The organism is Ruegeria sp. K11 (assembly GCF_056531905.1).
Window position 1 is genome coordinate 33,647 of record NZ_JBQFMP010000017.1, and the last position, 15,576, is coordinate 49,222.

A 15,576-nucleotide genomic window follows, 5' to 3' on the forward strand; every position below is an offset into this window, starting at 1 on the left:
GGACCCATGAAAGACCTTAAGTCTTACCTTTCAGGCACAATCGCCACCGCTGCCTTGTTTGCCGCCATCGGTTCGCAAGCGTTTGCTGCGGACAGTATGGAGATTGAGGCCGGTATCGGCGGGGCAGACCCTGACACCGATGCGCCGCTGGTGGCGCTGGGCGAACCGCTCATCCCGCTGGACAATCCGCAGACCGAGGCCAAGATCGAACTGGGCAAGATGCTGTTCTTCGATCCGCGTCTGGGCGGGAATGAGACAACGCCCTGTTCGGCCTGTCACCTGCCCGATGTGGGCTGGGACGTCGAGGCACCGATTTCGTTCGGCTATCCCGGCACGACCCACTGGCGCAACAGTCAGACCATCGTGAACTCGGCTTATTACGGCAAGCTGTTCTGGGCGGGCTCTTCGAAAAGCCTTGAAAGTCAGGCCAAATCCGCCGCAGGCGGTGCGGTTGCCGGCAACGGTGAATCCGACATGATGGAGGCCCGTCTGGCCTTTGTCCCCGAATATGTCGAACGCTTTAACGACGTCTTCGGTGACCAATGGCCACGCATCGGCAACGCATGGCGGGCCATCGCTGCGTTTGAACGGACCATCGTTCAGACCGACACGCCCTTCGACAACTATCTGCGCGGGGATGATGCGGCGCTGAGCGACGAACAGAAACGCGGGCTGGAGCTGTTTACCGGCAAGGCGCAATGTTCCGAATGCCATAACGGTGCGCTGCTGTCGGACGAGAAATACTACAACACCGGCGTTCCGCCCTATAGCGGCTGGGAAGATGACGGTCTGGCGCAAGTGACCTTCCGGTATGAGCTCTATTCCAAAGGCTCGACCGAGGATTTCTATCGCCACACCAAGGATGACCCCGGCTTCTATTTCCGCACCAAGGAAAAGGCTGATCTGGGCAAGTTCCGCACGCCGAGCCTGCGCTACACCCTCTATACCGAACCCTACATGCATAACGGCATGTTGGAGACGCTCGAGGATGTGGTCGAGTTCTACAACCAGGGCGGCGGCGAGAATGAATTCGCAGCAACCAAATCCGATCTGATCCAGCCGCTTGGCCTGAATGATCAGGAAAAGGCGGATCTGGTGGCCTTCCTGAAATCCCTGTCCGGTGACGAGATTCTGGTCGAAGAACCTGATCTGCCGGATTACCAGCCGCTTCCTGCGGCAGCAGAGGAGTAAGCGTCATGAAAGATCATAACGCAACCGGATGCAGTTGTACCGGTGAGGCCAAAAAGGCCTGCACCGTGAACCGCCGCCAGTTCCTGTTCGCCTCGGGCGCAACAACCTTTGCCGTGATGGTGGCCATGCCCACCCGCCACGGTCAGGCCGAACAAGTGCCCGCATTGGTATCGACCTATCCGCGCAAGCTGATCGGCAAACTGTCCGAACTGGAACAGGATGTCCCGGTCGAGTTCTATTACCCGGATGAGGGCGATTATTCGGACTCGATCCTTGTGAAAACCGGCGTGGAAAGCGGCGGCGGCATTGGTCCGCAAAAGGATGTTGTGGCCTTCAACCTCACCTGCACCCATCAGGGCGGGTCGATGTATGACAGCTACAAGCCTGAACATAAGGTGCTGGGCCCGTGCCCGCTGCACCTGTCCACCTATGACGTGACACGGCACGGCATCCTCGTTTCGGGGCAAGCCTATCAGTCGCTGCCGCAGGTCCTTTTGGAACTGGACGGTGATGACATCTACGCCGTTGGCATGTTCGGCCTGATCTACGGCCGCTACGACAACCTCATTGCATAAGGGAAACGGAATCATGGCAACCCCGTATTACGTACCCGAAACCAACGTCCCGCTGCCGCCCAAAGGCGCCGAGGTCATCTCGACCGCCTGCGACTACTGCATCGTGGCCTGTGGTTACAAAGTCTACCGCTGGCCCGTGACGGCCAAACCCGGTGGCCCAACTGCGGACGAAAACGCCTTTGGCGAGGATTTCCCCGTTGCACCGTTGGGTGCCTGGGTCGCGCCGAACCAGCACAATATCGTTCTGCACAAAGGTCAGCCGCACCACGTGGTGATCATCCCTGACAAGGACACGCAATACGTCAACACCGACGGCGACAGCTCCTTGCGGGGCGGGTGTATCGCGCAGAAATGCTATAACCCGCAGACCCCAACACGTGACCGTCTGAAGACACCGCTGATGCGGATCTATGGCACGCTGATGCCGGTTCCGTGGGATCTGGCGCTGGATGTGGCGGCTGAGGTGGGCAACCACGTCATCGCCAAACACGGCACCAATGCCTATGGCGTGAAAACCTTCAGCTATCAGTATATCGAGAACACCTATGCGATCTCGAAATACGCGCTGCGCCATATCAACACCGCGAACTTCACCTTCCACGACACGCCGTCCGACGTGACCTCGACCCCCGGTTTCCGGGATGCGGGTTTCGACAACTTCGGCCCGTCCTACGAAGACTGGCGCGATGCGGAAACCCTGCTGGTCTGCGGTACCGACCCGTATGAGACCAAGACCATCCTCTATACCCAGTGGATGATGAAGGGGATGCAGAACGGTCAGAAAGAGATCTATCTGATCCCGCGCCGGTCTGCCGGTGTGGCCCATGCTGAAAAGATGGGCGGTCTGCATATCGACGTTCTGCCCGGCACTGACCTGCTGGTCGTCAACGCCATCGCCCGCGTCATCGTGGAAAATGGCTGGGAAGACAGCGACTGGATCAAGAAATGGGTCAACAACAAGTGGGAAAGCTCCTCGGGCTTCGGTCAGGGCACCCGGAACACGCCATGGCAGTGGCGGACGACCTGGGGCAAGTTCCAGACCGCTGGGTTTGAGGACTGGAAGGAATGGCTTTTGTCTCAGGACGAATTCTCGCCCGAGAACGCAGCCGCCATGGCCGAAATCGACGTGCAGAAAATCTATACTGCCGCCGAATGGCTGGCCAAACCCAAGGCAGATGGTACCCGGCCCAAAACCTCGGTCATGATCGAGAAAGGGTTCTACTGGTCCAACAACACCGGCAACACACAGGCGATCTCCGCTCTGGGCATCATCTGTGGCTGTGGCGGTCGTCCGGGTCAGGTCATTGGCCGGGCCGGTGGTCACCAGCGGGGCGGCGTGAAGGGCGGGAAATACCCGCGCAACAAATCGCCCGAGAAACTGCCCGGTCGCCGTCGCCGCGCCATGGATACCGACCGGTATCTGATCGCAGGTCATACCCGTATGGCCCACGTGATCGGCACCACCTGGATCCAGTCCATGTGCGGCAGCCAGCAACTGGCTGACAAGTTCGAGGAACTGACCGTCCGTAACCCGCACCAGATCGCCAGCTTCGACAAGCAAGAGATGATCGACACGTTGAAGGCCCGCGCCGACAGCGGCGGTATGGTGGTGATCAACCAGGACATCTATCTGCAGGACCCGATCGGCAACCGCTACGCCGACATCGTGTTCCCCGCAGCCACCTGGGGCGAAGAAGACTTCCTGCGCGCCAACGGCGAACGCCGTCTGCGCCTGTACCAGAAGTTCTATGATGCCCCCGGTGCGGCGAAACCCGATTGGTGGATCATTGCGCAACTGGCACAGCGGATGGGCTTTGACGGGTTCGACTGGCAGAACTCGAACGAGGTTGCCGAAGAGGCCGTGCGCTTTACCCGCGGGTCGCGCAAGGACTTCCACGCGGTCTACCGTCTAGCCAAGAAGGAAGGCAAAGGCCTGCACCAGAAGGTCCGCGAATTCGGCACCGATGGTGTGCAATGCCCGGTTATGCTGGATGCCGATGGGGTCACGCTGATTGAAACCAAGCGTCTGCACGACACAACCCGCGAACTGCCCGATACCGGTGCGGCTGGCGCGGATGTGTTCAACAAGAAGCTGACGCATTTCAACAGTCAGACCGGCAAGTGCAACATCCAGAAATCACCTTGGAACCTGTTCTCGGACTATTGGGAATGGCTGAAACCCAACAAGGACGAAGGCGAGCTTTGGGCGACCTCTGGTCGGATCAACGAACGCTGGCAGTCCGGCTTTGACGACCGTCGCCGCCCGTATATCGTGCAGCGCTGGCCGGAAAACTGGGTTGAAATCCACCCCGATGATGCGGCCGAGCGTGGCATCGAAAGCGGCGACTATGTGATGGTCTATTCGGAACGCGTTCCGGGCAACAAGACCACGCTGCTGGGTGTGGAAGGCGACGACTTCCAGTTCTCGAAACTGATGGAGAACGGGCATATCGAACTGACCAAAGCGGCGATCACCGCCGTGGCCATGGTCACGCCCGCCATCAAGAAAAGTGTTGTCTACATGGACTTCCTGCACATGCAGCAGCCTGCGAACGCGCTTGAGGGCCGGATCGTCGACTGGATCAGCGGCAACTACAACTACAAGATGGGCGTTGCCAAGCTGCGCAAACTTGGGCCGAGCCCCTACAAGACCTCGTTCCGCACGATGTCCTTCGCACCGCGCGACATCGCCTGATGTCTTTCCGGGGGGCGGTCGCCATGCCGCCCCCCGGGTCTGGTCCCACTGCAGAAGGGACCACATGGAAGGCAGGCTTCGGTTGGGAAACCTGCCTTCCACTTTCACCCAACCTGTCCCAACGCAAAACATGGCAGACCCGATATGAACATGCATTCCGATACAGCCCTGCGTGACGAGGCCACCAGCCTGTTCGCCGACTACGCAAAATCCGACTATGACGTGATCCGCCTGCGCGCCATTCAGGCCCTGACCGCCATTGGTGCCGCCAACAGCCCCGCACTGGTCGAGGCGCTGCTGGACGATGACGAAGACGTCCGTCAGGACGCCGCTCAGGCGTTGGGCGCGCTGGGCGTGCAGGACGCAGCACCGCAACTGCTGGAAAACCTGATCCACGATCCCTGCGGCGAGGTGAAGCTGGCCTGCGTCACCGCTCTGGCCGAGTTGAAGTCCGAAGATGCAGCCCCCTATCTGCGCACGCTTGTCACCGGGCGCGGCGAGGACATCACATGGGACGAGGACGAGCTGCACCAAGACGAATGGGACGACTGGCTGGACGCCCAGATCGCCGCCATCAAGGCGCTGGGTCGCATGGGCGACGCGGCCGCGATTGAACCCATCGTCATGGCCCTGATGGACGAAGACGGGCAGGAGCTGGGCGATGTGGCCTGCGAAGCGCTGGGCCGGATCGGCCAGCCCGCCGTGCCGACGCTGGGCGTGTTCACCCAATCCCAAAACCGCCGCCTGCGCCACTGCGCCTTGCGGACGCTGGCCACCATCGGAGGACCCGAGGCCGAAGCCATCTTGCGCAAAGCCACCGCCGACAAGGACGGGGCCGTGCGCCTGATCGCCTATGAGGCCCTGATGCCCGGCGATCCCGCGCTGGTCGAACAGGCCCTGACGGATGCGGTCGAGGATATTCGCATCGCGGCGCTGAACCAGTCCGGCTTCTCCGAACCCGAACTGCTGGACCGTATGATGCGCGACCCCGGTGCCAAGGTGCAACTGGCGCTGCTCGACCGGCTGGACCGCGACACGCCGATCGCGGACAAAGAAGACCTGCGCTGGCAGGTGCTGGATTTCCTCGCCACCGGTCAACAACCCGAAGTGTCCGCGCAGGCGCTGGGCCTGCTTGCGGCGCTGGCCCCGGACTTGGTGGCCGATCGCCTGAACGCGCTATTCTCGGTCGATGCGGATGACCTCAAGGCCGAGCGTATCCAATGGGCCATCGTCGACGCGTTGGCGACCTCGCCCTTGCGCGAGGCAGCGGAATGGCTGCCGCGCGCCTGCCGCGCGCCCTTCCGGTCGGTGCGACTCAAGGCCGTCGCGTCGCTGGCGATGATCGTCACCGACGCCGACCGTCCGCATGTGAACCAGCAACAGGGCCGCGAATTGCTGCTGTCCTTCGCGCTGGCCCCGATGCCCGTGACCACCGAGGAAACCCCCGAAGAAGAGGCTCCGCAAACCGACATCGCCGCGCTGGAAGAGGCCGGGCTGGATGTCTCGGAAGGCGGTGAGAACGGCCCGACCTCAAGTCTTGGCGCGATCCTCGGTCACGACGCCATCGCGGCGGAAATGACGCAGGAAGCGCAAGAGGATGAGGTGCAACCGCTGACCCCCCGCGAACAGGCGCTGCTGGCCAAGGCGACCCGCCACCCCAAACGCCGCCGCGTCGCGCTGGATGACAATGCCGAAGCGCTGGAGCGGGAAACCCGTCTCTCCGCCATCCGTCTGCTGGGCGAGGTGCCGGGGATGCAGATCATGCTGGCCCAGATCGCGCAGGACCCCGAGACCGAGATCGCGCAACAGGGCTTCTCGGCACTGGCCGCTGCAGTCACCCGCAACGGTGTGGAACTGGAGCAGGATCAACTGGTGGACCTGATTACCAAGGGCCTGTCGCACACCGACTCAAGCCTCTCGCTGCAGGCGCTGAAACTGCTGCAACAGGCTGATCTGCCGCCGCAGGATAGCCTACGCGGCAAGCTGCGGGCGATGGTGAAGACCGGCGATACGCCTTTCCGCATCGACGCCATGCAGATCCTGACCCGCTGGGACGGCACGCCGGATGTCGCACGCAGCCTGCTCGATGACGTCTCGGCCGCTGTGCGGCAGGCAGCGATGCGTCTGTTGTCGGAAACCGCGCCCGATCAGGCCGGTGCCGCCATCGTGCCCTTCCTGATGGCCAACCCCGAGCAGCGGATCGTGACCTATGTCAATGACAGCGCGCCTGCGGTGGTGTCCATTGGCCGCCAATTGCTGACCGAACTGCGCGACGAAGACCGCCGCGCGCAATGGCCGGTGATGATCAGTGCATTGGCCGACTTGCTGGGGACCGACTCCCGGGCGGCGTGAACCCCGGAGGGACAGATGAACATATCGCTGAAACTGACTGCGGCGATTCTGGCGGGGGCCATGGCCTTTGGCCCCGCCGCACAGGCCGACGACCTGCCCGAGGTCGCGGTGGTGCATCAGATCATCGACCTCAACGCCGATACCCCGGCCCATGCGTTCCGGTTCGAACCCAGGTTCCTGCAGGTCCCTGCAGGCGCCACCGTGCGCTTCAAGGGCTCGACCGGGCGGCATACCGTGACTGCCATCACCCGCATGATCCCCGTCGGCGCCCGCAGCTTTGAGATTCGCGGCAAGCCCGAGATGGATGTGAGCTTCGAGAAAGACGGCGTCTACGGCATCCGCTGCCGCGTGCATGGCCGCCACGGCATGGTGATGCTGCTGGTGGTGGGCGACCCCAGTTCGAACCTCGAAGAGGCCAAGGCCTACCTGCCCAAGCTGGGGGAGGCCGAGCAAGCCGGTTTCGAAGAACTCTTCGCCTATATGGAGGCCCAAAATGGCTGATGGATGCGCCTGCGACCGCCACGCCCATATGTACCTGACCGTTGACGACGCGCTGCGGCGCGGGCTGTCCGTTGCTGACCCCCTCACGGACACCGAGACGCTGCCGCTGGCGCAGGCCATCGGTCGGGTATTGGCCGAGGATTGCTCCAGCAAGGTCGACATGCCCGCTTTTGATAATTCGGCGATGGACGGCTATGTGCTCCGAACCGCCGATTTGGGCGAGGGGCCTTTGTTCGAACTGCCCGTCGCCGGGCGCATTGCCGCCGGAGATAGCGGCGCACATGATGCGCCCCAAGGCAGCGCCCTGCGCATCTTCACCGGCGCGCCGGTGCCGCCCGAATTCGATGCGGTGCTGATGCAGGAAGATTGCGACGCGACCCCCGACCGCATCCGCTTCAGCCGCCGCCCCAAACCCGGCCAGCACATCCGCCGCGCGGGCGAAGACCTGAAGGCCGGTGCGCCCATCCTGCGGCGTGGTTGCGAGATCACCGCGCGCGAGGCCGCCGCGTTGGCTTCGTCGGGGTACGGAGAAGTCAAAGTTAACCGCAAGCTCAAGGTCACCATCTTCTCGACCGGTACCGAACTGCGGCAGCCGGGTGAAGACCTCGGCCCGGGCCAGATCTACAACTCGAACCGCTATATGCTGCTGGCGCTGCTGGACAAGCCGTGGATCGACCTGATCGACCGCGGCCCGGTCGAGGACAAGCCCGCGCTGCTGGAACAGGTCCTGCGCGAAGCCTGCGAGACGTCCGATCTGATCATCACCACCGGCGGCGTCTCGGTCGGCGACGAAGATCACATGCCACGCCTCTTTGCCGAGATCGGCGGCGAGGTCGACGTGATGAAGGTTGCCATGAAGCCCGGCAAACCGATCATGTTCGGCCGTCGCGGTGATGCGCTTTATGTGGGTCTGCCCGGAAACCCGGTCTCGGCCTATGTCACATGGCAGATCATCGGATCACAGATGATGGCTCGTCGCGCCGGGTTGCATTGCGGCGAACGCACTCCGGAACACGCCGTTCTGGCCGAGCCGTTGGAACGCCGCGCGGGCCGGCGCGAATACCGTCCGGTACGCATCGACGGGAGCGCGCCGGATGGTACGCCACGGCTGCGTCTGATGGCGGCCTCTTACAGCGGGCGCGTGGCGTTATTGGCGCAGGCTGATGGTCTGGCGGTCATCCCGGCTGAAACCGAGGCGCTGCCCGCCGGTGACTCGTTGGATTTCATCAGGTTCTGAACAAATCATTCGTGTCCCCGCGACGCGCCTTGACCTTGCAAGATCAGGGTGCCAACCGCTAGAAACGTCCTGCGCCAGCCCCATTTGCCCGCCCGGAACCTCATATGGCCAAAGAACATATCCTTGTTGTCGATGACGACCCGCAGATCACCTCGTTCCTGCAGCGCTATCTGGAAAAGCAGGGCTGTCAGGTGACATGCGTGGGCGATGGCAGCGCCATGGATGCTGTGCTTGCGCGGGAAGAGGTTGATCTGATCCTACTGGATATCGGCCTGCCGGGGCGAAATGGTTTCGATATCACGCGCGAACTCAGGGTCAGTTCGAACATTCCCATCATCGTGCTGTCAGGCCGGGATGAGATTTTCGACCGCGTCGTCGGGCTGGAATTCGGGGCAGATGACTATATCACCAAACCCTTCGAGGCGCGCGAGGTTCTGGCCCGTATCCGCACCGTTCTGCGCCGCGCCCGCCCCGAGGACAAACCGGTCAACGGGGCCGAGATGCCTCTGATCGCCTTCGGAGACTGGGTGCTGAACCTGAACGAGCGCACCCTGATCGCGCAGGGCGCCGAGGAGATTACCGCCCTGACCACCACAGAGTTCGATGTGTTGCAAGCCTTTGTCACCAATCCGCATATGGTGTTCTCGCGCGATCAGCTTCTGGACAAGGCGCGCGGGCGCGAGACCATCGTCGGCGACCGCACCATCGACGTGCACGTTGCCCGCCTGCGCAAGAAGATCGAACCCGATCCGGCTGCACCGACCTTTATCAAGACCGTTCACGGCATTGGTTATTGTTTTGCCGCCAATGTGCGCAAAACCGGCGGCTAGATCAGGTCCTTGTACATGTAGGTGGTGGGCTCTAACCGATCCTCAAACGGGTTGCGGCAGTAGTTCGGGATTTCTCCGGCGATTTGAAAACCCATCGATTGGTAGAGCAGCCGCGATGGGTCCGAGCTCCGCGTATCCAGCACCAAAGTGCGTCTACCCAGCTCAGCCGCGCGATCCTGCAGCGTTGTCATCAATGCCCGGCCCAGCCCGCGACGGCGGGCGTCGGGATGGACCAGCAGCTTGGCCACATCCGCCCGGTGGGGTTGGTTCGGCATGGCGGCGGGGATCAGTTGCACCGTGCCCTGAATGCGCCCTGCCTCATAGGCGACAAACAGGTCCAGTGTTTCAGATTGCAGGTCAGGATACACGCGATCCTGCCAATAGGCGCGCGCTTCGTCCTGCGAGAATGGCAGGATGAACCCGATGCTGGCTCCGGTGTGCACGCAAGCGTGCAGGATGTTTGCCAGGTCCGGCAGGGCGCCTTCAAAATAGGTCGGGCTCAGGCGCGTGATCATATCAGAACCAACAGATACCGCGCGCCGCGGTTGGGTGCGGTCTCGAATCGGGTGGGCCCTGACAGGTGATAGCGCAGGCAATCACCTCCGCTCAGTTGATGTTCAGTGCCGTCCACTGTCAACGTCAGCCCGCCATCCAGCATGATCAGGTGATGTTCCTGCCCGGGTTTGGGCGGGGCGTCATAGGTGATCACGGTCGCAGGGGGGAGATGGCCTTCCATCACCTCGCCACTCAACCCAGTGGCTGGAGGCGAGACAGAGCGGCGCGTGAACCCGGTCTCAGGGTCGCGCCACTCGGGTTGACGTTCGAAGGGGACGCGCGGGTCAAAGCTGTCCTCGACCATCATCAGCAGGCGCGACATCGGAAGCCCATATGCGGCGCATAATCGCCCCAGTGTTTCCGCAGTCGGACTGACATCGCCCTTCTCCATCCGCGACAGGGTTGCCCGGCTGATGCCACTATGCTCGGCCAGCTGGTCCAGCGACCAACCGCGACCCTGTCGCAGTTCATTCAGTCGCACAGCGAGGCGATGGGAGAGATCATCTAGCATGAGTCAAATATGGGAAAAATTTTCATATTTGGGATTATTGTCATGAAATATGACGCATGCAAACAAAAAAGAGCGCAGCTCACGCCGCGCTCTTTCGCTTGCCCGATGGGTTGGAGCTTATTTCCAGCCAACTTCATTAAAGATTTTCTGCGCCTCGGGGATGTTCTTGGCGACTTCGGACAGGTTGACCTCATCGGCCTTGAATTCACCCAGCGACGCCACGTTTTCAGCCAGCGCCACGCCTTCGACGGCGGGGAATTCATCATTACCGTTCGAGAAATAGACCTGCGCCTGATCGCTGGCCAGATACTCCAGGAACTTGATGGCGTTGTCCTTGTTTTGCGCATTGGCAGCGACACCGGCACCAGACAAGTTCATATGTGCACCTTCGCCATCCTGCGCGGGGAACTGCACGCCGATCATGTCGATCTCGGCGCTCAGGCCTTTGACATCTTTGCGCAGCGCGCGGGCGAAGTAATAGGAGTTCGAGACGGCGATCTCACACTCGCCAGAGACAATGCCGCGCAGTTGGTCAGTGTCACCACCCTGCGGATCACGCGCCATATTGGCGACCACGCCTTCGGCCCACGACTTGGCGGCCTCGGCCCCATGGTTGGTGATGATCGAAGCCAGCAACGTCTGGTTATAGGTGTTGCTGGAGGACCGGATGCAAACCAGACCTTTATATTCGGGTTTGGCCAGGTCCAGATAGGTCGCGGGCGGGTTGGCCATATCGGCTTTGTCGAAGAAGATGATCCGTGCCCGTTGTGAAAAGCCGTACCACTGGTTGTCTTCGTCCTGCAGGTTGGCGGGGATACGCTCTTCCAGGACAGCGCTTTCGATCGGCTGCAGGATGCCCGCATTCTTGGCACGGGCCAGACGCGAGGTATCAACCGTGAGCAGAAGATCAGCGGGCGAGTTTGCGCCCTCGGCTTCCATCCGCGCGATCAACTCGTCAGCCTTACCTTCGATGCGGTTGATGGTGATGCCGGTGGCCTCTTCGAAATCGGAATACAGACGCTCATCGGTGTCGTAGTGGCGCGAGGAATAAAGGTTCAGCTCACCCTCGGCAGCGGCTGAAGTGGCGATCAATGCCGTCAGGGCGGCGGCGATACAGGTAGAGGATTTCAGCATGATGTGTCCTAACATTAGAATACGCTGCGGGTCGTAACCCGACTGATTTAGTCAATTAAAGGAATCCGACCGAGATGCAAGGATTTCCGACAGATTTAGTTGGTCAAAAGGCCGCAGCTACCTTGTGAGCCGGGCTATTGAAAAGAAACCGATCCTGAAACAATGAAGTTCCACACGCCCACCCTCGCCCGGACGGAAGCAGATGAAGTAACAGCGGGCTTTTGTCACTTTGCCAATGGGCACGAACTAAAAAACCGCGCCCGAAGGCGCGGTTCTTTGAAATCGGTTTAGGCTATTCTTAGCCCTGACGCGCTTTGAACTTGCGCTGCGTCTTGTTGATCACGTAGACGCGGCCTTTGCGACGCACAACCCGGCAATCACGGTGCCGGTTCTTGAGCGAGCGGAGCGAGTTCTTGACCTTCATGGGTCTGTCTCCAATCTGCGGCGCCTTCATCAAAGACGTGGCCAGCGCCTGGGTTTATCGGGTGTCCCGGAACCCGGAACAGTGAAATCATGGTGGGCGGTACAAGGATCGAACTTGTGACCCCTTCGATGTCAACGAAGTGCTCTACCGCTGAGCTAACCGCCCATGAACCGATGCAAGACGAACCCCATAACGAAATGGGGCGCGGAACCCCGCGCCGGTGACGGGCTCTATAAAAGGAGTCGTTGGGGGGATCAAGGGGTTTGGAAGAACTATTTTTCCGGTCTATGTTCAGTGCGAACAAGGAGTCGCCATGCGCAACGCACCCTATGCCCTGGATATGCCTCAAGACCGCAGTTCCTGTGTGGTATTCGCGTCTCCGCATAGTGGGCGGACCTATCCGGCGACTTTGTTGCAGAAGTCGGTTTTGAACCGTAACGTGATTCGATCTTCCGAAGACGCTTATGTGGACCAGCTGTTCGACTCGGTCTCCGAGTTTGGGGCCCCTTTCATCGCCGCGATCATGCCGCGTGCCTATCTGGACCTGAACCGCAGCGCGGATGAGCTGGACCCGGCTCTTATTGCCGGGGCGCGTCGTCATGGGCACAACCCGCGCGTCGCGTCGGGCCTTGGCGTGATTCCCCGCGTCGTGGCCAATGGGCGCGCGATCTACAATGGCAAGCTGACCATGGATGAGGCACGTTTGCGCATCGATACCTATTGGCGGCCCTATCATGCGCGTTTGAAATCCCTTCTGGCAGAATCGCATGAAACATTTGGTCAGGCGATCCTGATCGACTGTCATTCGATGCCGCATGAGGCGGTTGTGACGACCGGAACAACCGGCGGCAAACATGCCGAGATCGTTCTTGGTGACAGGTTCGGAGCCGCCGCATCGGGTATTGTCGTCGATCAGATCGAGGCCGCTTTTGTCGAGGCAGGGCTGAACGTGGCGCGCAATGCGCCTTTTGCTGGTGCCTATGTCACCCAGACCTATGGCCGACCGGCGCGCCATCAGCACGCGGTACAGATCGAGATCGACCGGTCATTGTATATGGATGAAAACACGATCCAACCAAACGGAAATTTTGAAGCCTTTCGTAACCTGCTGCGCGATGTAACCGAAAAGATCGCCGGCATTTGTTCGGAACCAACCCGGCTGGCCGCTGAATAGGCGTTACCGCAGGGCACGCCCTTTGACGATCGCGTCGGTGCCGAACCGCCGCCGGATTTCGTCTGTTGCCCGCTCGGCTTGCGAACGCTTCGCGGCCCCCGGGTCAAGCAGATCACCTGAAACATCGGCGTTCTCACCGGGGCACAGGTCTGAGAGACCACAGCCCAAAAGCCGGAATGGCCCCTGATCCGACACTTGATCAAACAATCCGCGCGCCGTGCGGTAAATGCGGTCGGCAATCTGGGTCGCATCGCGCAGAGACACCCGGCGTGTGATGATCTTGTGATTGGCGCGCTTCAGCTTCAGGGTTACAATACGACCTGCCAGATTTTTTGCCTTGGCGCGATCTGCGACCTTCTCTGCCATGCGCCACAAATGCCCGTCCAGGATTTCGGGATTGGCTGTATCTTCGAAGAAGGTCGTCTCGTTACTGATGGATTTCATCGGCTCGTGCGCCGAGACGCGGCGCTTGTCCTGCCCTCGCGCCAGATGCCAAAGCCGGTATCCCATCGATCCGAACCGTGCAGTCAAAGCCTCCTGATCCCATCGCAACAGGTCCGAGAAGGTGCGAATGCCGGCACGCTCCAGTGATTCCTGTGCTGCAGGCCCGATGCCCCAGATCAGGCGGACCGGTTTGTCATGAAGAAAGTCTGCTGTTTCGGTCCTGCCGATCACTGAAAACCCGCGTGGTTTGTCGAGGTCTGATGCAACCTTGGCCAGAAACTTGTTGTGCGAAAGCCCGATTGAACCGGTCAGGCCCAGCTCATCCTTCATCCGTTTCACCAACCGGGCGAGCATCACGGCAGGTGGCGCGCCGTGCAACCGCTGCGTGCCGGACAGGTCCATGAAGGCTTCATCCAGCGACAAAGGTTCTACCACCGGGGTCAGTTCGTCCATCATGGCGCGGATGTCGCGCGACACTTCGGCATAAAGCGACATGCGGGGTTTCAGAACCACAGCTTCGGGGCATAGTTTCAGCGCCTTGAACATGGGCATGGCTGATCGCACGCCCCGAATGCGCGCCACATAGCAGGCGGTTGATACGACGCCCCGCTTTCCGCCCCCGATGATGACCGGTTTGTCCGTAAGTTCCGGGTTGTCGCGTTTTTCGACCGAGGCGTAAAAGGCGTCACAGTCCATATGCGCAATGGTCAGGTCAAACAGCTCGGGGTGCGTGCGCACGCGCGGGCTGCCGCACGAGGGGCAGCGCCGTTCTTCCGTCAACATGGTTAGACAATCGCGGCAAAGGCCGGGCATCCGGGGGTTCCCGATAATCAAGGGTGCGCAGATGGGGCAATTTTACACGAGCCGCAATCCGGAACAAAGACCTGAAACGCGATGACACCAAGGCCGGCTCTTCGGAAGAAAGCCCCCCCGCGAAAGCGGGGGGAGAGGTAACGGACCTCAGGAAGAAACGGTCCGTTGGGGAGTATCTCGGTCACAGAATCCCTTAAAATAGGGCGATTTGACAGCTTCATGCCCGGATGCGCGAAACTCGCAAAAACCATGTGTGTTTTCAGGCACAGGGGCAATTTGGCACGGAAAGACGGAATATTGACGTAAGGTGAACTGCTTGCGGGCCAATCCTGCGATCTTTTTCGTATGTTTCAGACGGCCAGAGAGTGGGAGATCAAAAATATCTGATCTTTATAGCGGCATACTTACTCTCTGTTAGGAGTGGTTGCCTGTGGTGAGGCAAGTTCGTGCAGAATCGCCTGGACGGCGGCCTTCGGGTCTTCGGCGCGGTAAATCGGGCGACCGACCACGACGTGATCCGCGCCATTTGCAATTGCGTTGGCCGGTGTTGCGACCCTTTTCTGATCTCCCAGCTCCGCTCCTGCGGGGCGCACGCCAGGGGTAACGATCAGGCGGTCTTCGGACTGGGGAAGGGCGCGGATCAGGGCGGCTTCTTGCGGGCTGGCGATGATACCATCGGCCCCGGCCTCGAACGCTTTTGCCGCACGTTCGACCACAATTTCCTGCACGTCGCCCGCTTTCAGCAGGCTGGCATCCAGATCATCGCGGTTCAGAGAGGTCAGGATTGTCACCGCGAGGATTTTCAGGTCCTTGCCCGAGGCGCCTTCCTTGGCGGCCCGCACCACATGCGGATCGCCATGCACGGTCAGGAAATCCAGATCGAACTGCGCCAGCCCCCGCACGGCGTTCTCGACTGTGTTGCCGATATCGAACAGTTTCATGTCCAGGAAGATGCGCTTGCCGTGGTCCTGTTTCAGCTCATTGGCCAGCGCCAGCCCGCCACCCGTCAGCATGCCCAGCCCGATCTTGTAGAAGGACACGGCATCCCCCAACCGCTCGGCCATGGCCAGCCCCTGCAGGGCGTTCGGGACATCGAGGGCTACGATCAAGCGATCATCAGACATGAGGTGGGCTCCTTTT

At 60.9% G+C, this 15,576-nt stretch carries 14 protein-coding genes and 1 tRNA gene; 8 read left to right on the forward strand and 7 right to left on the reverse strand.

Annotation, left to right across the window (positions count from 1 at the left end):
* Positions 1-6 precede the first annotated feature (6 nt).
* The 7 genes from ACR0K4_RS20255 to ACR0K4_RS20285 all read left to right on the forward strand — a co-directional run bounded on the left by ACR0K4_RS20255 (position 7) and on the right by ACR0K4_RS20285 (position 9,381).
* On the forward strand, positions 7-1,191 hold the full coding sequence (locus ACR0K4_RS20255) for a cytochrome-c peroxidase (RefSeq protein WP_480855487.1): 1,185 nt from the start codon (positions 7-9) through the stop codon (positions 1,189-1,191).
* 5 nt (positions 1,192-1,196) lie between these two features.
* Positions 1,197-1,766 carry an arsenate reductase (azurin) small subunit gene (locus tag ACR0K4_RS20260; protein WP_480532654.1) on the forward strand — a complete coding sequence of 190 codons (570 nt, stop codon included), beginning with the start codon at positions 1,197-1,199 and terminating at the stop codon, positions 1,764-1,766.
* 13 nt (positions 1,767-1,779) lie between these two features.
* On the forward strand, positions 1,780-4,461 hold the full coding sequence (locus tag ACR0K4_RS20265; RefSeq protein ID WP_480855488.1) for an arsenate reductase (azurin) large subunit: 2,682 nt from the start codon (positions 1,780-1,782) through the stop codon (positions 4,459-4,461).
* 144 nt (positions 4,462-4,605) lie between these two features.
* The gene (locus tag ACR0K4_RS20270; RefSeq protein WP_480855490.1) at positions 4,606-6,813 is read left to right on the forward strand and encodes a HEAT repeat domain-containing protein; all 2,208 of its coding nucleotides are present in this window, start codon (positions 4,606-4,608) and stop codon (positions 6,811-6,813) included.
* A gap of 15 nt (positions 6,814-6,828) precedes the next feature.
* Positions 6,829-7,314 carry a plastocyanin/azurin family copper-binding protein gene (locus ACR0K4_RS20275; protein ID WP_480855491.1) on the forward strand — a complete coding sequence of 162 codons (486 nt, stop codon included), beginning with the start codon at positions 6,829-6,831 and terminating at the stop codon, positions 7,312-7,314.
* Positions 7,307-8,551, forward strand: a complete 1,245-nt coding sequence (locus tag ACR0K4_RS20280) for a molybdopterin molybdotransferase MoeA (RefSeq protein ID WP_480855492.1) — start codon at positions 7,307-7,309, stop codon at positions 8,549-8,551. Before ACR0K4_RS20275 ends, ACR0K4_RS20280 begins: the two co-directional genes overlap by 8 nt.
* Before the next feature lie 104 nt (positions 8,552-8,655).
* Positions 8,656-9,381, forward strand: a complete 726-nt coding sequence (locus ACR0K4_RS20285; RefSeq protein WP_480855493.1) for a response regulator — start codon at positions 8,656-8,658, stop codon at positions 9,379-9,381.
* Here the strand turns inward: ACR0K4_RS20285 and ACR0K4_RS20290 are convergent.
* The 5 genes from ACR0K4_RS20290 to ACR0K4_RS20310 all read right to left on the reverse strand — a co-directional run bounded on the left by ACR0K4_RS20290 (position 9,378) and on the right by ACR0K4_RS20310 (position 12,170).
* A complete protein-coding gene (locus tag ACR0K4_RS20290) occupies positions 9,378-9,896 on the reverse strand; it encodes an N-acetyltransferase family protein (RefSeq protein WP_480855494.1) in 519 nt (172 codons plus the stop codon). The genes ACR0K4_RS20285 and ACR0K4_RS20290 overlap by 4 nt on opposite strands.
* Positions 9,893-10,447, reverse strand: a complete 555-nt coding sequence (locus ACR0K4_RS20295) for a helix-turn-helix domain-containing protein (RefSeq protein WP_480855495.1) — start codon at positions 10,445-10,447, stop codon at positions 9,893-9,895. The genes ACR0K4_RS20290 and ACR0K4_RS20295 overlap by 4 nt, the downstream gene beginning before the upstream one ends.
* Positions 10,448-10,564: 117 nt before the next feature.
* Positions 10,565-11,581 (reverse strand): Fe(3+) ABC transporter substrate-binding protein, encoded by a 1,017-nt coding sequence (locus ACR0K4_RS20300; RefSeq protein ID WP_480855496.1) that lies wholly within the window; start codon positions 11,579-11,581, stop codon positions 10,565-10,567.
* A 298-nt stretch (positions 11,582-11,879) separates the two neighbouring features.
* Positions 11,880-12,005, reverse strand: coding sequence for a type B 50S ribosomal protein L36 (ykgO, locus tag ACR0K4_RS20305; RefSeq protein ID WP_005648635.1), 126 nt, complete (start codon positions 12,003-12,005; stop codon positions 11,880-11,882).
* 90 nt (positions 12,006-12,095) lie between these two features.
* Positions 12,096-12,170 (reverse strand) — tRNA-Val (locus tag ACR0K4_RS20310).
* 148 nt (positions 12,171-12,318) lie between these two features.
* Between ACR0K4_RS20310 and ACR0K4_RS20315 the strand changes: the two genes are divergently transcribed.
* Entirely contained in the window at positions 12,319-13,179 is an 861-nt protein-coding gene (locus tag ACR0K4_RS20315; protein WP_480522027.1) for an N-formylglutamate amidohydrolase, read from the forward strand.
* Between the two features lie 3 nt (positions 13,180-13,182).
* Here the strand turns inward: ACR0K4_RS20315 and ACR0K4_RS20320 are convergent, their stop codons facing one another.
* Both ACR0K4_RS20320 and pyrF read right to left on the reverse strand, forming a co-directional pair.
* Complete coding sequence (locus tag ACR0K4_RS20320; RefSeq protein ID WP_480855497.1) at positions 13,183-14,436, reverse strand: DNA polymerase IV; 1,254 nt, start codon at positions 14,434-14,436, stop codon at positions 13,183-13,185.
* A 404-nt stretch (positions 14,437-14,840) separates the two neighbouring features.
* Positions 14,841-15,560: an orotidine-5'-phosphate decarboxylase gene (gene pyrF / locus ACR0K4_RS20325; RefSeq protein ID WP_480855498.1), complete on the reverse strand. Its 720-nt coding sequence runs from the start codon at positions 15,558-15,560 to the stop codon at positions 14,841-14,843.
* Between the last annotated feature and the right edge of the window lie 16 nt (positions 15,561-15,576).